Below are 24,065 nucleotides of genomic sequence, written 5' to 3'. Positions count from 1 at the left end.
GAGAGGTGGGCACGGTGGACCCTATTTCAGAGGCGATTAATATCCTGGCCGCTTTGGGGGGCTTGAGCAAAGAGTTTGTTGGGGTAGGCGGGATGGGGTTGAGCGACGAATATACGGCTCCGCTAGTTACTAACGCTTCCGTGGATAGTACGGCAGCGTTAACCATACTGACTAGGAAAACTGCATTAGCCAATCTTTCTACATCACCAGATTGGCACGATTTTTATTCCGAAGTTCCGCCTCCGAAGCAGGCCGTCAGTCGTATTGAAGAAATTGAAAATATCAGAACAAATGCAAGATTAAATTTGATGCTGAATAGAAAAGGTGCCACGGATAAAAAGCATGGGATCTGCATTGTAAAAATTCAAGCATGATTGATAAGGCTTACGCTCGAGCGGTAGCAGCTGAGGAGAACCGTGTTGCAGATTTGAACCGCCCGATTCAAAGTGAATGGCGGGCAAAGGTGAAGCGCGCCGAGGCCGACGCCAAAACAGCGGCGAAATCCGCGCAGGACAAGGCGGCGGATCGGGCGCATAGCGGGAGCATTATCTACTGGACGATCACCATCATTGAGGCCCTGGAACTCACCATCGGGTTCGGGCCCCCTACGAGGGCAACGATCTCGAGACCGGGTCTGAGCGCATCTCTGCTGTCGGTGATCAGTTGGGATCGGCGGTCCCCGCAGAAGGGTGGCAAGGTGCTGCGTCGCATGACTACGTCATCCAGAACACGCAGCTGACGGAACTTGCTGCCGAGATGGCCGCTGTGGACACCGCCTTGGCAGCCGTTGTGCAGGGCCAGGCCGAGTGGGTCACCCGGCTGCATCTAGGTCTGGGAATCGATAAAGGGTTGCTGATGGCTGCCCTGGCCGTCCGGGAAGCCTTGAACTGGCTCGCTCCCTATCCCGTGGGCACCAACTTGGCGCGCGGCTTCGAGATCATGGCAGCCGGATTCGGAAGTCTCGCCGCCGCAACGATGTACGGGATAGTGATCTCCGAATCGACCGACAACGCTCAGGCAGTCGATGCATTGATCCCCCGCTACCACCGCGGGCCGACCAGCACCGACACCGGTCACATCGCCACAACCATTGCCCGCGGTGCCCGCTGCCCTGTTTCTTCCTTTGCCTCGAGGACTACCAGCACACCGGCCCCATCGACACCCACCACGGCGATCCGCGTTCGGGGTCACACACCCTGCTCCGCGACCCGCGCCTCAGACGGCCGCGTACAAGCCACACTTACAGCTACACCCCCACCCGTGCCGCTACCGCCGGCGCACCGCCTGGTACCGATGCGCGAACAGTTAAGCCCAGCTGCCGCCTCGGCACGCCCAGCCAGGGCCACCCCACCGACAGACACCGACGAGTGCACCGGCGAAGCCATTGCTGAGCACGCACCCATATCCAACAGCGAGCACACCCAGCCAACCGATGAACCCCACCTCCATCGGCTACCGAGAATTGACCTGCATCACCGCAATTTCTAGCCCTCACCTCGAAATTCTGCGGATTTTCCCGCCGACCGAGGCACCGCACCATTAGCCGCGGCTGAACATTCGAAACTGGTTCCGCGTTCAGCGCACTCGTCGCTCTGCATTCACCGATTCGCATCGCAGCAGGCACGGGCGCACAATCTGCGACAGCCGCACCACAACTCGTCGAGGTGTCACCACCACCGCGAAGGCGACAATACCGCGATGTCACTCGCAAATACCTATTTCGGTATTGCGCTCGGGCCCGACCCGCATGGCCGTGAGCTGATCTCGGGGAGGATAGCTTGGCGGGAGTCTCAAATCGTGCGGAGCAGTAGACTTGCAGGCCTTTAGACTGGAACGAACCAACATAGGGAGAGTGAAGCGATGTCAGTCCTCGCTGAAGCGGGCGCAATTATCAATGGCCTGCTGGGGCTCGGCGGGAACACCGCTGGCATATATCTCGACGTCAGCGGAGGCGTCGCCCCTACCCACGAAAATACTGCCGCCGGCGCAATGGGCTTTATCGGAAACGCCGCTAGTATAAACAGTGGCACTGCGTTTCTAAGAATGACCGAAAAGCGTGCAGCGGCGCCACATCGTCTAGAGGCCGCGATATGGCCGAGAGAGCACGCCCGGGATGACATTCCTGATGTCAAGCGTTCTTTCGGAGTGGACAGTTATGAAGCATCATTAGCCCAAAAAAAGTACGCTGCTGCGGACGCGGAGTGGAACTCCGCGAAGAGGGACTACGAACAAAACCAAGCGAGCGAGAAGAGACAGGCTCAGCAAGGTTGGTCTGAGCGTACGAATTGGAGGGTGATTCTGTACGCCCTATCTGTGGTGCAGTCGCTGGAGTGGACGGCAGGGTTCGGCTCACCATCCGAGGGTGAGTGCTTAGACGCTGGTGCGGCGGCATTTGTGGGTGTCGATGGGGTATTGGCAGCTGGCTCGACAAGCGATTATTGGGCGAGTGGAGCTGCGGATAACTTCTTCGACCAGAACAGCTCGCAGCGCCAGCGAGCCCAGGCGATGGTGCACGCCGATCGGTCATTGGCGCAGATCGCCCTTGAGCAAGGTTTGTGGGTCGATCACGCACGCCTTGTGTTGGGCACCGATTCCACGCTGCTGGGAATGGCCCTTGCAGTGGAGGCTGCCCTGTCGGTGTCGCCCATAGCGGGAGAGGTGTGGAGTCAGTGGTTCGCCTTAACGGTGGCCGGCCTGGGGGTGGCGGCCGCGGTCGGCATCCTCGCTACCGTGCTGGGTTTATCGTTTACGAACGCCCACGCAGCCGATCCATTGGCCGATCAATACCATCGACTGGGCACCGGTACGGCCGGCGCGGGCGCTTTCGACACTGCGACAGTCGACATACCCAGCCAGACATCAGTCGCAGCAGTAGCGAAGGGATCCGCCACTACCGCGGACCCAAACACCGGTTTGCCCGCCGATGAGGTCGGGGTGACGGCCTCCGATCAGAAAACACCCGCCGTCGCGGCAGTTGCAGCTGAAGCCTTTGGTCCCGGAAAACCGCTCGCGGGGCCGGGGGCGCCCCCCGCCGTGGTCCCGGTCACCGCCGCCGCGGCACAACCGACGTTGTCCCAGTTGGTCAGGCTGTCCAACCCCTCGACCACGCCGCCCAGCCGCACCGACCCAGTGCACCGGTCCACGCCTCCAGCTAGCTCCGTCCCCTTTCGCGCGCGAGCACCCATCCCTGATGGCGCTGGCACCGCACGCGCGCTCGCGCGCCCTGACACCGACCGCCCCCTCCGCACCCCGTCAGGCATGCCTACGGCTTCGCGTGGACCCACCCGCACGACGACGAAACTCCTCGCGGAAACTGAGAAACCGGCACCAAACTAGGCGGCCCAGCCTACTTCCGGTCTCAGATCTCACCCCACCCCCGATCCCACGGTGGGTGGAATTGACGATGCGGGTCAGTTAATACCGTTGAGAGACAACCTGAAACAACGCCGAGGCACTGCGTCGGCCGCAGTGACCGCCGAGGAGACCGCTGCGGATGGGACTGCGCCCTATACCGCGAGCCAGGGGGTCCCTCGAAGGCACCCTGAACCGCCCCGGGTTTGGTGCACATCACTCCAGACCTTGGAAACGAGGATGGAGTCATGCCGAAAGAACAGGTGGCCGGAAAGCCGACGTCGCGTCGGTATAGCCCGGAGGAGAAGGCCGCGGCGGTGCGGATGGTGCGGGCGTTGCGTGCCGAGTTGGGTACCGAGCACGGAACGGTGCATCGGGTCGCACGCCAACTCGGGTACGGGATCGGGTCGGTGCGCTCCTGGGTCCGCCAGGCCGATATCGATGACGGATACGCGCCCGGGGTTTCTACAACGGAGTCCCAGCGGATCAAGGATCTCGAACTGGAGAACCGAGAACTCAAGCGTGCCACCGAAATTCTGAAGCGAGCGGCCAGTTTCTTCGGGGCGGAGCTCGACCGCCAACACAAGAAGTAGTCGCGTTCATCGACGCCCACCGAGACGAGTTCGGGGTCGAGCCCATCTGCACCGTCCTGCGTAGCGCAGGGGTGTCGATGGCCCCGAGCACCTATTACGCGGCCAAAACCCGAACTCCATCGTCGCGGGCCCCCCGGGACGGGGTGATGACACCGGTGCTCACGCGGTTATGGGAGAACAACTACCGGGTCTATGGGGCTCGCAAACTGTGGAAAGCAGCACGGCGTGCGGCCACGACATCGGCCGTGACCAGGTCGCCAGGTTGATGCGCGAAGCCGAGATCGCCGGGGTCGCGCCACGGCATCACGATCTGGTGGGCCGCGACTTCACCGCCATTGCCCCCAAACAACTTTGGGTGACCGATCTGACGTTTGTGCCGACCTGGGCCGGCGTGGCCGGGATCGGGTTTGGTCGTGCGCACCCGTTTGCCCCGCCGCGCCCGGGAAAAGCTGTCGATCACCAACGCCACGTAGACGAACCCCACCCAGGTCAGCACGTGGCGTAGTCCAAGAGGCTGTGCAGCCGGCGGTTGTTGTACCAATCGACCCATTCCATGCCGTAAAGGTGGCGCTGGCGCTGTCTCCGCTGGCCGGGCCGGTGTCGTCGCAGTTGTTCGCTTACGTTGCGGCCGGCTTGGGGGTGGCGGCTGCGGTGGGCATCGTGACCACCGTGTTGGTGTTTTCGAGCCAGAACGCTCAGGCGGTTAACGCATTAGCCGCCGACTACGCCAAGCTGGGTGCCAGTGTTGCATCAAGGGGTGGCCCAGGTGTGGCAGGGGTCGGGGTTCGCGGCGCGACGACGGTCGGGGGTGCGGGCTCGTTCCCGATCACCACTGCGGAGCCGGGCCACGCTGCGGCGGTGGACGCTGCTGCAGCTGCCACCGCCGATCACCATGAACCTGCCACCCCCAGCCCCGCCGGTCTGGTCGCTGCTGGGGGCGCCGCGCCGGAATCGAGCGGCCCGGTATCCCCGACGTCGGGGCTGATCGGGGCACAATCTGCAGAATCGAGGCGGGCCCAGCGGATAACCCCCTCCGGCGCGCGGGCTCAACGCAGGGGTGTGCCGACTAGACCCCTGCGGCGCCCCGACTCGACCCTCCCACAGCGAACGAAGACATCCCCGCCGAAGGCTACCGCTGCTGGATCTGCAAACCTCGCCCGAAACCGTGACCACACGCCACCACCGGTGCCGCTGACCGACCCCGACCCCGCCCGACTAGCCGCGGCGCCACACCGACATCCCGCCGTGCACCCGCCCAGACCAGCGGCGCCACGTCCGCGGTACCACCGGCACCACTGAACTCAGAGGCCTAGAAGTCCCCTCACCCGGAGGAACTGCCCACCGCGTGCTTGAACCCTCTCCGGTTTAATGCCGGTTCGTTCCTTGAAGGATTAAGCCATGTCGAAGCGTATTACATGCGACGCCATCGATGTTCTGATCACCACTATTGCGGCTTAGAGCTACCCCTCGACGCGATTCTGCACACCATGTCCACGCATGGCTGGAACGCTATGCCGGCCAGCCCGCAGTGCCTCGCTGCGCGAACTGCTTGCGGACATGCAGATGGATTTGGAGGCACGCCCCAGCCGCGACGACACGTCACAATGACACCTCATTAACCACCAGCGGTCTCAAATCCCCACTTCGACAACGATTTAGAATATGGACAATGGGCCGGCTCAAGCGCTGTGCAGCACGGACACGGGATGCGACTGGGCGGTGACCGACGCGATGGGGGCACGCTGGGCGCCGGCGAACACCGTGCCCTGTTGGGCAGTGTCGAGGTAGACGGGCTGCGCCTCGGCAGCTTCCAAATCTGCCGACTTCCTTCGCGCGGCGCCGCCCGGCCGTGCGACGCGCATGCTTGGGCCGGCATCTCGCGACCAGATCGGCCCCGACCACGCCCCGGAGGGCGGGGCCACTGCCGCGTCTTCAGCAATAGTGTCGAGGCCGGTCCCGCCATCGTCACCCGCGCTGGCCACAGCCACCCACGGCGGCTCGACCACGCCGACGGCCTGGGTGCTGCCCTCAACCCCATCCATCGCAGGACCGCGCACATCACCGGAGCGTGCGACCGCAGAAGCACCTACCGGCGGACCCCCCGCTGCCAATCCCGCAGACGTACGGTACTCATCTGCCAATTCATTGATCGACCACGATTTCACGGACGACCACGTAACAGAAACAGCTATCGCCGCTGCAACAGCTACACCCACGGAAATAGCGGCGGCAATCGCGAAAACATAGCCCCAAGGTGAGCCGCTTACTTCTACAGCTACGGCGATGGGGATCGCTGCGACCAGCAGATCCTTAAGTGTCCCGAAAACGACACGCGCGGCGGCGATAAAGTTGGCGTGACTTTTCACTTCGGCTGCCAGCTTCACGTCGAGCTCACTCAAGGCGTGCGCCATTCTTTGCAGTGCGGCGTCGGACGCTGCGTATGATTGCGCCGCCGCACCCTGCCAACGGTTATCGGGGACCGCCGACTTCAGCGTCTCGGATAACGCGGTGAACTGTTCGGCACCTCCCGTGAACTCGTCGCCCTCGGCAGGAGCCATGAAACCCCACATCGTGCTGACCGCGTCAACGACGCTGATGGTCCACAAAATAATACTTACCGGTTTTGAGACCTTCGCTTCTACTGCGCTGATGAGGTTTTCGGAAGGAACGCCACCCACAAACTCGAGTGGATATTGGGCGAACGTTGACGCTGAGTTGACCGTGCTGTCGACTCCGCACCGGATGGCGAGATAGCTCACCGGTACCGCGCCGACGATCCCCGTGTTAGTGGCACATGCCGCGATGTACGTTCCCGAAAATTTGGGGCCTGAACCTAGGTGAGCGAACTGCGAACCCACATTGCCCAACGCGAACAACACCCGGCCCGCATCAACGAACGACATAGAAAACCACCTCAGCACTGACCAGGGATGTGGGCACACGCCCGCAAGCTGCCACTTTAACATCGCCAGAACCACCGCCCCTGCGCCAAAGTCACGTGCTGAGCAAACACTTTCGTTTCGCCGACCGCCCACTTGCTCGGGGCGCCTGGCGTGTTCCCGCTGAATGAGTCCAACCGATCTGTACCCGTGTTGTTGTGATGTGCCCTGGGTTGCATGGAGTCGGTTTGCTTGACTTTTGGTTGCGACATCCACGAAGGAGCCGTGTCCATGCCCAATGACCTGTGTGGTCCCAGGACATAGGTGACCCATCGTTACCGGGACATGGTTACCGTTCACGGCGACGGTGGGCGTTGAAGTTGCGGATGGGTTGGGTTGAAGTCCGCGCGTGCAGTGAAAGTTCTTTGATGCCGTCGAGCACTCGGAAGTGGTGATCTTCGACCACGATGGTGACGATGGTGTCGGCATGCGTTCGCCCGACACGTAGTCGCTGCCCGGCGACCATCACGACACCATCTCTAGGAACTCGCCGCTGCACACTCTGTGGCCCAGCTGGCGGCGGTGAGGGAAGCTCCGACGCCGCGGGTCGGGCGCCTCGTATCAGCCGAGTTTCATTGATAGAGAATGGGTTTAAGAGTGTCTTGAGTAGCATGTTGCCTGCTATGGCGTGGATGAGGCCCACGTCGAATCGCAGCGTTACCCTGGTCCCTGCGATACCAGCACCCAACGCCAACTCCTGGCCACGGACAACGACAATGCCATCGCGATTGGCGGTGCGGTCGATTTCGATCGGCGTCGGGCGTCGGCTCACGCTGACACCGGTAGGCGCGGGGTCCGCGGGGTCGGGTCGCCCGGTTCGCACTCCGCGCAGGGACAGGCGTTCGAGGTCGGCGGTGGTCACCCGCGACGGGACGGTCTTGATGACGTCATCGGCGAGCAGGATGTGGATGCTGGTCAGGTCGATCCACAGTGTCAATGTCAGTCCGGCGTAGTTCTTGCCGACCCAGAGTTGCTGCAGACCGGCGATGACTACGACGCCCGACGGTGGCACGCGGGCGTCGATTTCGATGGGCTGCGGCGCTATGTTGACGGCCGGCGGCGCCATGAGCGAGATGGAAGTGGTCGGCTTGTCGGGGCGGACGGCGTCGGCAGCTGGCTCTGCGGCCGGTTCGGTGGCCCGGCTACGGAACAGGCTCGCTGGGGTGGCCATGTTCAGCGATTGGTGGGGCCGCACGGTGTTGTAGGCGTGTACCCATTCGTCGATCGCTGCCTGGGCGGCCTCGATCGATTCGAATGCGCCTGTCTCATCAAGTAATTCGCGTCGCAGGGTTCGGTGAAACCGTTCAATCTTGCCGGTGGTCGTCGGTGAGCGACGTTTTGTCAATCGGGCCGTGATGCCGTGCTCGCGGCAGATCCGCTCGAAGAGGACCTCGACCGGTAGGGGCCTGGTGAACTTGCCGGTGAATTGTTTGCCGTTGTCGGTGAGCACCTCAAATGGTGCACCCCAGCGGGTGATCGCCGCCAGGAACGCATCACACACCGCAGGACCTGACGGCAGCGGCAACACGGTGGCAGCGACGACAAACCGGGAATGGTCGTCGATGGCGGTGAGCACCTTGTGTTCGCGCCCGTTGATCAGGAACACCCCGCCAACGATGTCGAGCTGCCACAGGTGCATCGGCGCTTCCCGCGCCCACCGCTTGTAGACTCGTTTATGTTGCTGCTCTTGGCTATTCACCAGCCCATTGCGCACCAGAACGCGGTGGGTCGTGGATCGAGACGGAGCCTGGTTGCCGATTTCGCGCTTCAGCTCGTGAGCGATTCGTCGGGCACCCCAGCGTCGATGGTGTCGGCGCATTTCGCAGATCAACGCTTCGACGTCCGGGGCAATCCGGCCCGGGCTGAAATGCGGGCGGCGCGACTGATCAGCCAGAGCGTCCAGGCCGCTGGCCTCGTAGCGTTTACGCCACGCCGTGACCGTCTGACGCGTGACGCCGTAGCGTTCGGCTACCTCACCAACGGGAGCGCCGTCGTTGACTTCAGTGACAGCGCGCAGTCGGATCTCGACAGTGACGCGCGCTGCAACATCGGAATCTGACTCAGGAAACTCTGGGCTAGGCACCCCAAACCGTTGCAGCCATAGGTTGCCCGTCAACTATGTCCCGATGACGAACGGTCAAAGATGTCCTGAACCTATACAGATCACCAAGCGTTATCCCGAAGAGTTCCGTCGAAAGGTGCTCGATCTTGTCGCCGCCGGACGCCCGATCGCGCAGATCGCCGCTGACCTGAATATTAGTGACCAGACGATCTACGCCTGGCGCAAACAGGAGCTCATCGACACCGGCTAGCTGCCTGGGCTCAACGATGGCGCCGCCTCGCCCTGCCAACGATCGTCCGGCACCGCCGAAACCCAATTCATTTGCGAACGCGGCGAATTGCTGGGCGCCTGCACGTGAACTCGTCGTCCTCGGCAGGAAACTTAATGCCCACAGCGTGCTGACCGCGTCGACCACGCTGATGGTCCAGCGAACGGGCGAGCTTTTCAGGAGGGCTGCCGCCCGGCCCTAACTACGAGGAATCTTCGCGGAACGCTGACCTGATCGCGCTGTCGACTCGATGACGGCGGGCTGGTACCTCACCTGCACCGCCCCCGTGCCGCGGGGTCGACCGCCACCCCGATCGGCACGCGCAACCCACCCTGCTCCGCACCCGCACTTTCACCGTCACCGATCGCGTCGTTATGGGGTCCCGCAGCCAACACTTGCGCCCGCGGCGGCTGCTGTCTTATGGCGGGAGCCGCCGGCGCACCTCGCTGACCGGTCGAAACATTCCGCACGTATACCGACGCCTGATCGACGCCCTCTGCCCAATCAATAGAATGGCCAGACATTTCTGCTAACCGAGCCAATGAAGGCTTCGCTGAAGTCAAATTATCCTGCGCCGACATCGCCTCCGAATAACCCCCAGCCACCGCGTCACTCTCAACGCCGCCCGCGCCGCACGCCTCGTGGTCACTACCGCCACTGACCGACGCCACCGCGCAGTCCCGCGCGCTCACTGCCACACCGAGATCGGGCCCACCCGAAGACAGCGCACCCGCCGCCACCAAGTCATACCCAGCACCCAAGCTGTTCGCCTTTACGCCGTTGCGCCGCGAAATCTCAGCCGCTAAATACGTCGACATCGTCACCGCCACAGCGGTCCCTGTGCCCGCCGCCGCACGCGCAAACGCATACGCCGCCCCAGCGGATGCCGCGATCGTCCTCATCGCCACCTCACACAAATACGCCTGCACAAGCAGACCCTTCAGCAACGCAAAACCTAACCGCATATGGGTATTCCACTCGGCTTGATCCTTCACCACTGCCGCCAACTCGCTATCTAGCCACGCGAGCCTGCGCGCATAGCCCCGCAACAGGCCATCCTCTGCGCAGTAGGCTTCCGCCGCCGCACCACCCCACCGGCTCCGATCGGCATCGGCCAACCCCAACTGGACGCCCACGCTGCCGAACAGCTCCGCCCCCGCCCTGAAATCATCCCCCTCAGACGACGACCCAAAACCCAACGTTAACTCCAACCCATCCACCAGAGAAAGAGCCCACAAAATAGGACTATTCCTCGCCGACTTGACGAGTTCTGCGCGATCAATGTCTTCCTGTAAACTTCTGTCTCGCGTAAAACCCATGTCATCTGCGAACTGCTGGAGTTGAATGGCCTTCTCCGCTCGCTTGTTTAAGCCCCAAGCATAAGCCATCACGTGACCTGCAACCGTGACAGTCGCGGCGGCCGCGATCATGCTGGTCGCCCTCGCCGATCTATATTCGTCACTAAATTCGTTAGCAACTTCACCAGCAGAATTTATCCTGTCGCCGGCAAAATCCCCGCCCAGGCTAATCATGCTGGCAATAATCGCGAAAGGACCGCCGAACGCAGGCATATCCCGATTCCTCCCAAAGTTCCGGCGTGACCACGCGGAAACGGGCGCCGCGCCGACATCAGCCTAGCTTTGCGGGTAAGGGTTCAGATGCAGAGATTTCTCGACTTCAAAGCCGGTGGGGGCGGGTACTGGACGGTGACCGGCGCCCGCGGCGGCGGCTGCCCGGGGTGCGTCGGTGGACGACTCTAGGGTGGTAGCAGCCACCGCCGGCACCCGTGCGACCGTCGTGGACCCCCCGGCGCCGGCCGCTGCCATATCGCCGCCACCCGCACCTGCCCGACCCGCACTGAGCCCGTCATACCCGCGGGCCAAGTCGTTAGCCGCGTGCGCATTCTGGAACGAAAACGCCAACACCGTGGCCACCATCGCGGCCGCGGCCGCCACCCCGAGACTGGCCACGATATTGGCGAACCACTTCGCCGCCACCGGACCGCCCTGCGGTGACACCAACAGCGCCATTTCCACCGCGAGCGCTACTCCCAGCAGCGTGGCATCAGCGCCCAACACCAGCCGGCCGTGATCAACCCACACACCCTGATTCGCAGCAATCTAAGCCAACACTCGATCCGCCTGCACCACCGCGGCAGCCTGCTCACCCTGCACACCGTTGAGCCGGTTATACCCCTGAGCGCCACCACTTTCCCAACGCTGACCGGCAAACCCGGCCGCCCACACCTCACCCACCCCAGCAAAAGCCACCGCACCCTCCTGGAAACACTGGCCGTCCATCGGGGCCCCAAACCCTAACGTCCACTCCAACGACTGCACCACCGACAACGCCCACAAAATCACACTCAGGCGCTGATCGGTCCGCTCCTGCATTCGCTGCGCTTGCTTGTGCTCGCGCTCTCTGTCCTCAGCAATTTCCGCAGCAACATTCTCCCGATCCAGCGCATCCCATCTGGCGTCGCGGGCCTGGCGATACCTGGCGGTGGCAACGTCATCCATCATCTCGGCTTCTTCGTAAGCCTCCCTGGCTAGACGCTCGGTTGCTTTGTTCCGCCAGTTGCGCCGATGGAAGTTCAATGCTTCGGCGTAGTCGGGGTCCGTGCCATCACGTATCGCGTTATAACTCGCCTCCGCAAGGCGATATTCAACGCACGCCTCGGCCTTGAGGCGACTTGCGCGACCGAGCGAGGCCGTGGCATCTGTCAGGTTTTGCGCAGCTTGGCGTACTGCCAGGCGTTGAGCGACGCTGGTTACACCGACCGCTGAGCCGCCAACGGTGCCCGCTGCGTTACTGGTCAAGCCCAGGGCCGCCGATGCGGTGTGTTCCGATGTCGCCGGCTGCTGCCCAGTGATATCCATATAAAGACCGGCGGTATTGCCCCCGAGCCCCAGCAAACCATTAATGATCGCGGTCGCTTCCGCAAAAACAGACATCACTCACCCGCGATCTGGTCGACACCTCAACGCATCCATTGCAGCTGTGCGCCAACCTGCACGGTCGTTGGACACAAACATCAAGGCGATTCTCCGGCAATTGACACCGCTTGCAGCAGCAGCCAATTCGCCACCGCTAGACAACCCGTCACACCCTTTTCACACCTCAACAAACCGTAACACCGCCCGCCACCAGGCATTCGCACCAATTCACGAGCCCGGCGGACTCATCGCTGCCCACTTCCGGTAGTAATTGGATCTACCTCGCTGTGGGGTTTGTAGTCAGCGATATGTCGTAATACGTTGGCTAAGAACACCTTTCCCACACCGACCGGGGTCCCGTGATGAGCACGTTGTAGGGCATCGGCGAGGAATCGCAGTGAGGTCAGCTCGGCCCAGAGTTGTTGATCGAATGCCACCGCAGTGGAAGTCACCCCAGGCCTGCAGCTGCACGGGGGGATCAAGGTGGGCGGCCTTGGCGCGTCACGCGCCGGATTAGCGGTCGCGGCGGGCGAATTCATCGGTGAAGAGTAGTTCTGGGAAGTCGTGAAGCGGTAACCGATTGGTGCAGGCGAGTGCCAGCCGCTCGGGCAAGGACCCGAGCAGCTGGCCCAGTTTGAGGCGGCACATTAACGCTTTGAGCTTCGCGGGACGCCAACCCAGAATGACCTACCCGCTGGTCCTTGACCTTGCCGGTGACCGGGTACCTGTCACGGTAACCTGCCGGGTCCTGGGATTTTCCACCCAGGCGTTTTACAAGTGGCGCAAAGCACCGGTGACGCAGCGTAATTGGGACGATGCACACCTGATCAACGCCGCCCGTGACATTCACGCCGATGACCCTGCGTTCGAATACCGCTTCATTGCCGATGAACTGCCCTCTCGTGGGATCGTTGCTGGGAAGAATCGTGTTGCACGGTTGTGCTTACAGGAGCGCATCTGGTCGGCCTTCGCCAAGAAGCGTGGACCGAACCATCGATCCGGCCCACCGGTCCATGACGACCTCGTGCAGCGCCAGTTCAGCGCCCAGAATGCCAACCAGGTCTGGCTGGCCGACATCACCGAGCACCCAACCGAGGAGGGCAAGCTCTAACTCTGCGCCATCAAAGACGTATATTCCAACTCCGATTGTGGGCTACTCGATCGATTCGCGGATGAAGTCTTTGCTTGCGGTGGCCGCCCTAGAACATGCCGTGGCATTACCCTCACCGGTCTCCACGATCGTTCACTCCGACTGGGGCAGCCAATTTCGGTCACGAAAGTTTGTGCAAGCGCTGTCGCACAATGGATTACATGGCTCGATGGGCCGAGTCGGGGCGTGCGGGGACCACACCGCCATGGAGTCGTTCTTCGCCCTTCTGCAACGCAACGCGCTCGACCGACAACGGTGGGCCACCCGCGCCGAACTACGCCTGGCGATCGTGACCTGGATCGAGCGCACCTACCACCGACGACGCCGGCAACGCGCCCTCGGCAAGCTCACCCCGATAGAGTTCGAACTGCTCCACACACCAGTCGCAACCGCGGCCTGAAATTCACACCCCGCGAGTCAACTGAACTCGGGGCAGTCCCGACTGCTGATTGAAGCGTTTGCGGTGGAGTTGACATTGCGAATTGAAGCCACACCAGTGGTGGCCGACCGATTCGCTGTTGCGGCGGCGGGCATGGGGTTCGCAATCGGGGCAGGCATACTGACCACGCTGGGCGTCTTCTCCAAGCAATGTGCCAACGAGATCGATCACGTAACCCGTGACTACCGCGCAATCGCCGCAGGTCAGGGTGCGATGAAGCCGCGATGGGCTCCCGACGTTGAGGCGCCCAGACCAGGGTGGCAGGCTTTCAGGACATCACCGCCGCGCAGAAGCCGGCGGGAGCGTTCGCGCCCCCGGCAACCGGCTCTGCCCTCCGGTTCACCACCACACCGCTTGGCGGCGACGCAGCCCAGGGCGACGGCCGGTCAGCGGGCCCTGGCCTCGGCGAAGCGGACAACCATAACATCCCTGCGGAAGCTGCAGGCGTAGCACCTACCGACCTCGTCGTCGCCCCAGAAGGTCCAATGCCTCTGTGCGCCGAAACCTCTCGGGATCTCAATTTCCGTGACGGTGTAGGGCTCGAACGCGGGCGCCGGTGTAGCGATGATGTCGCCGACCTGGATCTCCCAGGGGTGCGCCTCGCACGCATCCAACCAGTGATTCCTTGCCATCGATCAATTGTCCCACCCGCTGCGGCCCTAGCCCGCACCAAATTTCAACGGTGGCAGCGGTTGCGCAACCGACCCATCCAGAAATCACATTCACGCAGCGGCGCAGGTGGCTCGATGATATACACCATGAAGCTTCAATCGGCGCACAACATGCAGTCGTACGGCTAAGTGGCGCAACTGATTACGACAATTTGTGTGCGAGACTGAGCCGCTATGGGTGAATTCCGCGAACTTCGAACCGGTGGCCTTGGACGGACCGTCATGCGGTCGGCGCGATTTCGGGTCCGCTTCAGCGTGGGATTGATGGCCCTGGTGGTGGCGGTAGCAATCAACCTGGGGCTTTCGACACACGCTGTTGCAGACCTCGGCTGCGCGAACGGACAAGCCGACGCTAGCCCAATCGGCAAGGGTCAGCAGTCTCTTGTCGACTACTTTAAGGCGCTCAACGAGAAGGACTACCCCGCCGCGTGGAAGTACCTGGGGCGAAAGATGCGTGGCGTCTACGGTGCCGCATCGTCCGATCAGGATGCGAACGGGCTATTGAGCTTTGCGTCGATGATGCGTCAGCATGTGCGATGCGTGAGGGTTACGACCGTTGTCGATGCGCGTAGCGAAGATCCGGACATTTCCGCATCACTCGGCATTCAGTGGTACCACGTAACATTCGACGCTGAATACAGCGTGCCCTTCCAGGGTGAGGGTTCCACTCTGCCACCGTTTTACAAGACCTACGCCGATCCACACGAAGGAACGCCGCCTCCACTTATCGTCGCATCCGGTTTGAGGCCGATGACGCAATAGACGCACCGGACAAGCGCGGCCGCGGCGGGCGCCTCGCGGATGGTATTTGCTTGGCCGTGCCCCAGGAACCGAGGGCTCAGCCGCGAAAGATGTTGCGCGAGTTGATCGAAAGCATGACCTCTCAGCAATCCCACGACGCGTCAATGACGCTTGGATGACGATCAATTCATTGAGCCGAAGCCCTCACTCCTCCAAACCGACTGCAGCGCAGTGCGAGTCGGGGGGTCGGCTATACCCCTACGAACAGTAGGGCGGGTGTCGGGACGTCCTCGGTGTTGGTCACGGTGGGGCGCGCGGGTGCACGCCGGCCACTACCTGCCGTTGGGGCTGCGCCGGCGTTGGCGGGGTGATCGGAGTCCGCCAGCGCCGCGGGCGGCTCGGTCACGCCGACGTCTCGGCCATAGGTCCGGGGCCGAAGCGGAACAGGGCCCCGTGGAGATTTCGGTCGGTGTGCCGAATTGGGGCCACTGTGGCCGAAGGCAGTGGCCACTGGGTCCGACAGGCGAAACAGCTGAGCCACGGTAGGTTCTGCGGACATTGCCTTGCACCCCCCCGGCGCCGGGGACATCGGGCCGGTCGATACCAGCGAGCGAGTACCAGCCCCGACAACGTCGGCAACGCCTGCGGGGGAGGCTTCGCGCTGATCAGCGGTTGCTGTAGCGGTGGCGCCTGCGGCCGCACCGGTGTCCGTGTCAGCCTTGGTAGTCGCAACTGCTGTCGCCCGCGTGACCGTCGTTGCGTTGGATCCGCCAACTCCCGCCGCGAGCGGACGGCCCGCTGCCGCCGTACCTGCACCAAGCTCGTCATAATCGCCGGCTATCGCGTTTGCCTTCTGCGCGTTTCGCATCGAAAACGCCAATACCGTTGAGATTGCGCCGACTGCAGCCGCCACTCCGAGTCCGGCCGCTGTGTGAGCAAACCATTTTGCCCACACCGGCCCGCCGTCCGGCGATGCACATAGGGCCGCCTCCACGGCGACCGCAATCCCGAGCAGCGTCGCATCAGCCCCTAGCACCAGCCGGGCATGGTCCACCCACAAAGCCTGATTCTGAACGATCTCCACCAACGACTGATCCGCCTGCACCATCGCCGCTGCCTGCTTCCGCTGCGAGGTGGCTTGCCCGCCATAGCCGCCGGCAGCCACACCCTCCCAACGCTGACCGGCCACACCGTTTGCCAGTACCTCTCTAATGCCCGCGAAGCCCGCCGCTGCCACCTCCAAGCACTGCCCGTCGAAAGGCGCCTCAAACCCCACCGTCAACTCCAATAACTCGACCACCGATTGTGCATATAAAAGCAAGCTCAAACTCGCTTCGCCCTGCTTGTGGGCTTCAATCTGATTTTCCACCTGAGCGACGCGTGCTCGCGCCTCGATTTCCGAATCGACCGCTTTCGACCAATCCTCGGAAGCTTTTTGGGCCCGAAGTTTGGTAGCATTGTTTTCTGCTGTCGCTGACTTAAGAGCCCGATCGTTGTCCTCGTTGGGGTTAGCGAGCCACGCCTTATGCGCTTCCTGGAGACGATTACCAGTCGTTCCTTCCAACAGCGAGTCTGGCTGTTGCAATGTCGAACCGATTTGCCGTTGGAGTTCACGATATTTCTCGTCGGCGCGATTAGCTAACACGCCGTAGGTTCGAAGATTCTGTGACGCAAGACCGTGCATGAATTGCGTATTTTTTAAGTGGATCGACATCAAGTCACCCACGCCGCCCGCGGCGGCCCCGGCGGTAATACTGGCCCCGTTTCCGATCAAACCCATTGCCGCAGAGGCGGTATTCTCGCGAGTGGGTCGGACTCCCCGATCGATATCCATATACAGGCCGGTGGTGTTTCCACCCAGTCCAAGTAGACCATTAACAATGGCAGCAGCTTGAGCCAAGATCAACATCGTATCCCCCTTCTCCGTCGCCAATTGACGGTACCAGCTCATGAGGCTGGCTCCTGCAGCACTTTCGCGGCCCTAACATGGAGGCGTGCACATCTCAGGGAAGTTTCAGACGTGGCATCGCCAGCGGGTCAGTTACATCGGCAGGCAGCTTTAGGCCTTTTGATCTGGACGAACTCGGGACGGCTATTAGAGTCAACAGCTTTCGATGCAGCCACGACGCCCGCGATCACCGTACAGGCGCACAGGCTGTCGAGTGCCGCGGATTGTACCGCGTAAGGTATGGCTCACTGCGCCAACAAAATTCAACACAACCGAGGGGATACTCTAGGTGGGCCCCTCTGATCAATCCTGAGGGGCAACGGGTTGGACTGTGTCCCGCGTTCAAGTGCATGCCACTGCGTCGGCCCAAGCTTTGCATGTTGACCCACAGTGTCGGCGTATCATCATGGAGCGTTCACAGGCGCGCTGTCCAGTGGTGTCTTTAATTTTTGCAAGGGAGCGCGCACATGGACCTCACCGAAGCAATTCGGATCATTGCCGCTTTTGTGGGTTTGGGAGAACAGTTTAAGGGTTTAGATAGCTCACGATTCAGTGGTGACTACGCGGAAGCCGCGAAAACCAATATGGCCGGTTCCGCTTTTGCTTTGGTGGCTGGCTTCGCGGTTGCGGCACCGGGGAATAAAGCGATCGACACGATCCAAAGGCGAGTCGAATCGATGAGGAAGCAAAGCTTCGCCCTGGTTTCGCCCAGGGACATCGAATTTCCGCCCGAAGCTGACTATCAGACACGCATGAAATTACTCCGAGACCGCTTTCCCGCTGCTAAAGAAAAGAGCATCCGTGCGTGGGGCCGTGAACGCGGGCCCAGCAATATGCGCCAGATCTACTCGCCAGATAAAATCAGCGAGGCGAAAAGTAGGATCGAACGCGAGATTGCGCGACTTGAGGAGAAGACTTTTCGAACGCAGGCATGGAAGCAAGGATCCAGCATAATCCTTTGGGCGCTTATTGTCACCGAAGTGCTGGAACAGCTGGCAGGCTTCGGGCCGCCCACTGAAGGCGACGAATTCATTACTGGCTCCGATCGATTCAGTGCACTTGAAAAGCAGCTTTCCTCTGCCCTTCCAGATGAACGGTGGCCAGGTACGGCGTCGCGATCTTACGCCGATCAAACCCAGGAAGTGCTAGAGCTTGCGCGCACCCTGGGAGCTGCGGACCGCACTATGGCCTCAGCCGTAAAGAACCAGGCGGATTCGATTACAGCCATTCGCCTTGGATTCGGTATAGACAAGATATTGTTAGGTGCGGCGCTTATTGAGGAGGCAGCACTAATCTGGGAGTTGCCTTTCCCAACGAACCTCACCGTAGCGGACTGGTTCGCGAGAATGGTCGCTTCACTCGGAGTCCTCGCTGCCATCGCCATGATCAGCACGCTGCTGGCGTCGTCCGTAGACGCAGCGACCGAGGGGAACAAACAGGCTGGCACGTACGCTGACGCATTCCCGGGGTCCGACGAGGTGGTGGTGTCCTCTAACCAGACTCGAGCTACGGGAGCATCCACGATGTCTGGTTGCGATAGGCCTGTGCCGGAGATAGTGCAGGCGACTATGGACACCGGTCTCGGTCATGACCAGACCTCGAAATTGGCCGTTGAACAATCCGATTGGGACGACTGGGCAGGGGCAAGCGCGCTGGGAACCTCGTCGACGGCAGCGCCGGCGATGCCGAGGTCGGCTAACCCCGCGGCACGGAAAGAGCCGTCACTAACCGACTCCCACCTGGCCAAGTTTCGCCGAGTCCAACAGATACACGAAATGGACCCATTGCCAGAACAGCTCGATCGTCCCGGCGCCGCCGCCGCCGGGACAAACGCCGAGGGGGTGGCGTTCGCCGACGCCATCGACAGTGTCGCGCCGGGGCCCGAAGACGACGGTAAAGCTGTTGCGAGAGAACACAATCCACGTTTTATTGCCACTAATTCATCCTCGTCTCGTGTGATGCCTTAAGCGCAACCGTCACTGCCACTCCGATGCAAGACCCGATTCCCCCGCACCACCTCGCTAGCCCCTCCTATCCACACTCACCCGCCAACGGCTCGACAGCCGCCCACACCAGCAGACACCCACCGCCTCACTCAACTCCGAGACGCACCCGAGCCGACCGAGCATGAGCAACTCCGGCTAATTCCTAGTCACTAGAAGGGACGGGAATGGCCCGCTCCAACTACTGCACCGTTCGGACCTCGCGTGCGGTCGTCGGCCGGAAACGTCAAGACCGCGACCGCTCCTGCGGGCAGTGACCGCGCAGTCCGCGCGAAGAGCGCCGTACCCGTTGAGATTGCTGCGCCTGATACAACTGGCGCGCGTCCTCGGGCCTCAGCAGACTAGAATCGAATCTTAAGGATGGATCTTCGGAAATCCGTTGTAACGGTGTTTATTTGGCGGTGAAGCGATAATGTCAGTACTTGGGGAAGCAGCCAGGGTGATACTTGCCTTGGGCTGTCTTGGGCAGCAGATTACGGGCTCCGTCATTGGCCCGGATTTCGGCTCGCAATTCGACACTGAGTACGCCTCAGCGACCGCTACCAGCGTTTTTGGCGACGGCGGGGCTGTTTTAAGCCCCGCCCTTGAGCGCTGGTTCTTGCGCGCAGGGTCTGACCTCCTTGATCCAGAATTGACGAAGAGGTCGGTCCCAACTATTGGCATGACCAAGTCGGATGTGGGCGAGCAGGTCGATGCGATGGTTCGTCATCTTCAAGCTGTTAGCGACGTGAACAATTTCCAGCCAATGATTCCTTATGTTCTTACGCTCGTCGAACTGCTAGAGCAGACGACTGGATTCTTTCCGCCGACCGAGGGGGATGATCTCAAGGCTGGTGCGGAGAAATTCGACGCGATGTACGAATTTCTGGCGTCCGCGTTTCCGGACGACAGATGGCGGGGTACTGCGTCGGAAAAGTACGCAGAGAGCAACGCCGCGTTGCGTGATCGTGGCGCCAAAACTATCGCCGATTTAGACATCAAGCTCGCCGCCGTCGTGAATGCTCAGGCAGAGCAAGTCACTCACATCCGCTTGGGTTTCGGGATCCTCAAAGGCTTACTTGTCGCGGCAATTGCTATTGAGCTTTCCCTCGTGGTCCAGCCAGGCGGGGTGGTGGCAGCGCGGCGCTTCGCAGGTGCAGTTTGCGGGCTTGGACTTGCCGTTGCTGTGGGCATGCTTGGTAAGTTGCTGTTCGATTCGTTCAAGCACAAGTCCGAGGCTAATGGGTTGGCGAGCAAGTACGGCGAGGCCCTCGCGGGTCTGGGTTCACCGAGCCCATCAACGTTGATCGATGCGCCGGTAGCATCGGAATCTGCGGTTTCCGCCTTGACGGCGAGTCCGGGCGGCATGCCTGCCGACCATCCCCACCCTGGCGCAAACGCTCACGAGGGCGCCGCACCACGGGTGGGATCCAGCCTCGTCGTCCCGGAGCACACGCAAGAGGAATCCGAGCTGACCGGGCGGGTGCTCCTGGTACCTAGGTTTGCTCAGGCGCCCCAACGGCCGGGGCAGTCAGCAAAACCGGCGGATTCCTCGGACCGGCCGACCAGCCCCGCGGACGAACACAAAGCCGCCGTCGCGCCTGTGAACACCACCGTCGGTGATGATATCGAGGCCCTCGTAGCGGACGCTCCGATTAAGTACGGCCGACGACCCCCGACCGGGATTGCGGGCGTTGACAGCGAAAATCCACCACACCACACGCCGGCCCGTCCCGCACAGAAACGGACGCAATGACCCGGACCCTCCGGTAGGCCCTGGGGCTCGAGCATTGATCTCGGTGGTCGCTGGTCGAGCGAATGTGCTCCTGAAGGTGCTGTTGGACGCATTTCAGTGCTGGAACCCTCTGGCCCGCACAATTCCCGCGTTGGGACAAAGTCTCGCAAGCGTTCCCGAAGGCGGACTAGTGCCAGGCACCGGGCGGCACTGCGCGAGCAGCGAGCTCAATGGTGCGTTCCTGGGCTGCAACCCTGGCAGGACTTGCCCAAGATCAAGAGGCGTCGACCTGTGCTTCGTCGAGTAGGCCGCAGAGACGATTCCAGTAAAGCCAATCAGCCACTGCGGCGCGCTGATCGGCAGTGTCCACTGCCACATGAACCTCGTTGAGAACGACGTCCTGCATGTGCGCTGCGTAGATGCGGAACGCGCGCAGGTGTGCGGCCTCACGGCCGGTGGCGGTGCTTGTCAGCGGCTTCAGGACTCCGAACCACAACATTGGTCGCGGATCAGACGGCGGCGGTGCATCCTGCGCATTCTCCGCAACGACCATCTCCGACGCGGGATTGTGGTCAGCCTGTCGCTCCGCCTTTGCCGGCGCCGGCGGCAGCAATTCGACCAAACGCTGATCACTCGTACCCGCCAGCCGCGTTGCCGCGTGCGGGTCGACGATCTCCAACCTGGATCGGCCGGCCATATCGCCGTTTGACGGAATGTCGTCTGGCGTGAGAATGATTTTGGCCGCACCGGGATCGGAATTCGCGAACTGCTCCTCCGTCGCGATTACCGCCCGTAGCTTGGTGTTGTGATGCGCCGCCCAGCCTTGCACCGCCAACATCGGATAAGTGGCCCACCGCGCCCGCTCAGCGGCCGGGACCGCCTCGTCGGCGCTGGCCATGTGCACCGGCTCCGGCAACCGCACTCCATCCGGGATGTAAGCCAGCCCATAGCTATTTGCCACGACGATGTGGCCGTCGGTGGTCACCGCTGTCACCCAGTAGAACCCGAAGTCGCCCTCACCGCCGCTACCAGGGGCATTCAACGCAGCAGCGATACGCCGCGCCAACCGCAGCACATCGGTGCCGCGGCGGCGTGCTGCATCAGCAGTGGAAGCCTCGGCGATCGCGTCCCGTTCGGCCCTGGTCGCTGAAACCGGGATCGGAGCCAGCAGCGGGGCGACCGCGGCATCCCCGCGATCCTTAACTTCCGCGTCCACGACGCGCCTGTTCCGCACTGATGGTTGGGAGGTCGCTGACGCCGGGCGAACTGGCGCCAGACCCGATGGCCGCTGCCCGCCCGCGAGGCCCGACTTGCCGCCCGAACCCGCGGCGGCACCGGCCATCGCACCCGCCGGCTGTGGTGGCAACCCAGTCTGGGCCGCCGCAACCACGGGTGATGGATCCTCCGGCCGCACAGACCCCGAGGGCCGCGAGGGCGACAGCACCGCTGCAGGAGCGACACCCCTACCACGCCCACCCGAACCGGGTGGCTGCGTCGACGCCGCCGGGATTATCGGAGCCGCGAGCCCACCGCCGGGGACGGGCGCCGATGGGCTGCTCACCGCGGCGGCCGGCACCGACGGACTGGGCAAGTTAGAAGGCTGCCTAAGTGTTGCAGGTGACTGCCCAGGAAATGAAGGCATCCCTGAAGCCGGGACGGGTGTTACGCCTGGCGCAGGCGCTGGGTGCGGTGACGGAGACCGGCCCTCCGGTACTGGCGCAGGAGCAACCGGCACCGCGTGCCTCGGACCGGTGGCCGGTTGATCTTGGTCCTCCGGAAGTGCAAGGGGGGGAGGCATTCTCTGGTCGAGCAGATCGTTCAGCGCATTTGTCGGCGGCTTCCATGCCTTACTTGCCAGAATCTGTTCAGCGGTTTCGGCGACCACGGCGACATTCGCTGCATAGGTGGCGCCGAGCAACGTCGTGATCTCAGCGCTTCGCTCCGCAGCGTCCAGGTTGTGGTCATTCTCGAGGGCACTGATCCCTCGGTGAGCGCTTTCCACGTTGTCACCGATGGCCGACTTAGCTTGCACAATTGTGCCTGCGACATACTTGTGCCAAGTGATCACACCGGCAAGGTTCTGTTGCAGCGCCACCAACTGGCTGATGTTGCCGCCGAGTTCGCCATGAGCGGCATCCGCCGCCCCGCCCGACCAGACTCCATCGTCGAACACCTGCGCTTGCTGCCGCTGACAGCTTTCCAAAATCTCGGTGACCTGCCGCAAAACCTGGGCGAAGTCCTGCGCCCTGTCATAGAAGGTGTCCTCGTCGACCTGCGGCCATCCGCCTGGGTCGAGCATCTGCACAACATACTGGCCCGCCGGCTTCGTCACACCCATCACCATCTCCACCTCAAGATTTCAGCCTGCGCCTGGGTCGCAGTCTCCGGGTGCGCCGCAGCACCGAACATGCTGCTGCGCTCTGATCGCAAGCTCCGCTCGTTGCAGGTGCCGACACCAGGTCCGCGATTCGTAATGTCTTGGCGCCGGGCTCGATCGCTCTTGTTCTGGTCCTCACTGCTACCGCCCCAACGCCGACGACCCGAGGCACGTCGGCAAGCCAAACCATTGCGGGACATCATGTCTATCAGCGTAATAGACGTTCAGGGGCAGCAACTGCGGCAAAATTTGCATGAAGTGGTGCTGGTTCTCGCGCCTTCGGACCAGCGTTGTCAAGGCGCGAATGTGCCGCAGGCGCGACGGGGTCGCGCAGGCCAAATCACCGTCAACAGGACTTGGCCATCTGCTCTCTACGGCCGGCGTTGATCCAGGCAACGTGCCCAAGTCTGCCTTGCCAGGTAGGGCCGCCTTGCAGCTGCCGACTCTAGGTTGCCCGTACTCGCCAATCGAGACCCCCAGCGATCGATCGGGGCCGAAGCAAGGTCGTAGCGATTCGTCGACCGATTCGATCTGACCGCTCTGATCTAGTAGGGTGTGCGCGAAGAATAGTCCCGCGTGGTCTGAAGTGGTGGGGTTCACCTACCTGCTGCCGCGGGATACTGATCCCAGAATCACGCGGGACTGCGGGTGCGGGCACCCCTAATTTCACGTCGATCAATAATTTGTGAGGAAATAAGTGTCACTTTTTGGGCTCGAAGATGCGTGTATGGTCCTGACCAATTTGGCCGGGCTGGGACAACAATTTGCTGGGATCGCCAAGATTGGCAGCGATCCTGGGATATCCGGCCACGAATACACCGCTGCTTACATGAGCAACATGCTCGGAGATGGTTTCGCTCCGGCAGCTATGCT

17 protein-coding genes, 3 pseudogenes and 1 other annotated feature are annotated in these 24,065 nt (G+C 62.1%); of the genes and pseudogenes, 11 read left to right on the top strand and 9 right to left on the bottom strand.

The features are described 5' to 3' along the window. Positions 1–14 precede the first annotated feature (14 nt). From ACZY1I_RS26335 to ACZY1I_RS26310, 6 genes and pseudogenes are all read left to right on the top strand, one after another. Positions 15–374, top strand: coding sequence for a hypothetical protein (locus tag ACZY1I_RS26335; protein WP_463759379.1), 360 nt, complete (start codon positions 15–17; stop codon positions 372–374). Continuing rightward, positions 371–739 (top strand): hypothetical protein, encoded by a 369-nt coding sequence (locus ACZY1I_RS26330; RefSeq protein WP_463759377.1) that lies wholly within the window; start codon positions 371–373, stop codon positions 737–739. Before ACZY1I_RS26335 ends, ACZY1I_RS26330 begins: the two co-directional genes overlap by 4 nt. After that, positions 643–1,488 carry an EspA/EspE family type VII secretion system effector gene (locus ACZY1I_RS26325; RefSeq protein ID WP_463759893.1) on the top strand — a complete coding sequence of 282 codons (846 nt, stop codon included), beginning with the start codon at positions 643–645 and terminating at the stop codon, positions 1,486–1,488. The genes ACZY1I_RS26330 and ACZY1I_RS26325 overlap by 97 nt, the downstream gene beginning before the upstream one ends. 804 nt (positions 1,489–2,292) lie before the next feature. Next, a complete protein-coding gene (locus tag ACZY1I_RS26320; protein ID WP_463759374.1) occupies positions 2,293–3,336 on the top strand; it encodes an EspA/EspE family type VII secretion system effector in 1,044 nt (347 codons plus the stop codon). A 263-nt stretch (positions 3,337–3,599) separates the two neighbouring features. Beyond that, positions 3,600–4,353: pseudogene (locus ACZY1I_RS26315) on the top strand (IS3 family transposase); the annotation flags it as partial. Continuing rightward, positions 3,899–4,030: a sequence feature (AL1L pseudoknot), on the top strand. (Overlaps the previous pseudogene by 132 nt.) A 155-nt stretch (positions 4,354–4,508) precedes the next feature. Then, positions 4,509–5,243 (top strand): hypothetical protein, encoded by a 735-nt coding sequence (locus tag ACZY1I_RS26310; RefSeq protein ID WP_463759371.1) that lies wholly within the window; start codon positions 4,509–4,511, stop codon positions 5,241–5,243. Between the two features lie 380 nt (positions 5,244–5,623). On the opposite strand, the gene ACZY1I_RS26305 is transcribed toward ACZY1I_RS26310, so the two are convergent. Next, the gene (locus ACZY1I_RS26305) at positions 5,624–6,847 is read right to left on the bottom strand and encodes an EspA/EspE family type VII secretion system effector (protein WP_463759369.1); all 1,224 of its coding nucleotides are present in this window, start codon (positions 6,845–6,847) and stop codon (positions 5,624–5,626) included. A gap of 325 nt (positions 6,848–7,172) precedes the next feature. Beyond that, positions 7,173–8,966, bottom strand: coding sequence for an IS481 family transposase (locus ACZY1I_RS26300; protein ID WP_463759367.1), 1,794 nt, complete (start codon positions 8,964–8,966; stop codon positions 7,173–7,175). Positions 8,967–9,009: 43 nt separating this feature from the next. On the opposite strand from ACZY1I_RS26300, the gene ACZY1I_RS26295 reads away from it, so the two are divergent. Beyond that, on the top strand, positions 9,010–9,195 hold the full coding sequence (locus ACZY1I_RS26295; RefSeq protein WP_463759364.1) for a transposase: 186 nt from the start codon (positions 9,010–9,012) through the stop codon (positions 9,193–9,195). 287 nt (positions 9,196–9,482) lie between these two features. Here ACZY1I_RS26295 and ACZY1I_RS26290 read toward each other — a convergent pair whose 3' ends face one another. From ACZY1I_RS26290 to ACZY1I_RS26275, 4 genes and pseudogenes are all read right to left on the bottom strand, one after another. Continuing rightward, positions 9,483–10,784: an EspA/EspE family type VII secretion system effector gene (locus ACZY1I_RS26290; protein WP_463759362.1), complete on the bottom strand. Its 1,302-nt coding sequence runs from the start codon at positions 10,782–10,784 to the stop codon at positions 9,483–9,485. A 63-nt stretch (positions 10,785–10,847) separates the two neighbouring features. Further along, entirely contained in the window at positions 10,848–11,315 is a 468-nt protein-coding gene (locus tag ACZY1I_RS26285; protein WP_463759360.1) for a hypothetical protein, read from the bottom strand. 18 nt (positions 11,316–11,333) lie between these two features. Next, positions 11,334–12,167, bottom strand: a complete 834-nt coding sequence (locus tag ACZY1I_RS26280; RefSeq protein ID WP_463759358.1) for an EspA/EspE family type VII secretion system effector — start codon at positions 12,165–12,167, stop codon at positions 11,334–11,336. A 266-nt stretch (positions 12,168–12,433) separates the two neighbouring features. Continuing rightward, positions 12,434–12,797, bottom strand: a pseudogene (locus tag ACZY1I_RS26275) (ATP-binding protein); the annotation flags it as partial. A 28-nt stretch (positions 12,798–12,825) separates the two neighbouring features. On the opposite strand from ACZY1I_RS26275, the pseudogene ACZY1I_RS26270 reads away from it, so the two are divergent. Then, positions 12,826–13,699 (top strand): annotated as a pseudogene (locus tag ACZY1I_RS26270) (IS3 family transposase); the annotation flags it as partial. Between the two features lie 425 nt (positions 13,700–14,124). Here the strand turns inward: ACZY1I_RS26270 and ACZY1I_RS26265 are convergent. Next, on the bottom strand, positions 14,125–14,370 hold the full coding sequence (locus ACZY1I_RS26265) for a hypothetical protein (protein ID WP_463759355.1): 246 nt from the start codon (positions 14,368–14,370) through the stop codon (positions 14,125–14,127). 303 nt (positions 14,371–14,673) lie between these two features. Between ACZY1I_RS26265 and ACZY1I_RS26260 the strand changes: the two genes are divergently transcribed. Then, positions 14,674–15,171 carry a hypothetical protein gene (locus ACZY1I_RS26260; protein WP_463759352.1) on the top strand — a complete coding sequence of 166 codons (498 nt, stop codon included), beginning with the start codon at positions 14,674–14,676 and terminating at the stop codon, positions 15,169–15,171. 229 nt (positions 15,172–15,400) lie between these two features. On the opposite strand, the gene ACZY1I_RS26255 is transcribed toward ACZY1I_RS26260, so the two are convergent. Next, positions 15,401–16,450 (bottom strand): EspA/EspE family type VII secretion system effector, encoded by a 1,050-nt coding sequence (locus ACZY1I_RS26255; protein ID WP_463759349.1) that lies wholly within the window; start codon positions 16,448–16,450, stop codon positions 15,401–15,403. 1,115 nt (positions 16,451–17,565) lie between these two features. Here ACZY1I_RS26255 and ACZY1I_RS26250 point away from each other — a divergent pair. Both ACZY1I_RS26250 and ACZY1I_RS26245 read left to right on the top strand, forming a co-directional pair. Beyond that, positions 17,566–19,065: an EspA/EspE family type VII secretion system effector gene (locus ACZY1I_RS26250; protein WP_463759346.1), complete on the top strand. Its 1,500-nt coding sequence runs from the start codon at positions 17,566–17,568 to the stop codon at positions 19,063–19,065. Positions 19,066–19,762: 697 nt separating this feature from the next. After that, positions 19,763–20,836, top strand: a complete 1,074-nt coding sequence (locus tag ACZY1I_RS26245; RefSeq protein WP_463759343.1) for an EspA/EspE family type VII secretion system effector — start codon at positions 19,763–19,765, stop codon at positions 20,834–20,836. A 253-nt stretch (positions 20,837–21,089) separates the two neighbouring features. On the opposite strand, the gene ACZY1I_RS26240 is transcribed toward ACZY1I_RS26245, so the two are convergent. Further along, positions 21,090–23,153 (bottom strand): hypothetical protein, encoded by a 2,064-nt coding sequence (locus ACZY1I_RS26240; RefSeq protein WP_463759341.1) that lies wholly within the window; start codon positions 23,151–23,153, stop codon positions 21,090–21,092. Positions 23,154–24,065: the final 912 nt, after the last annotated feature.

This window comes from Mycobacterium sp. IDUB_37, assembly GCF_055419245.1.
This window is presented reverse-complemented; position numbering and strand designations above follow the sequence as displayed.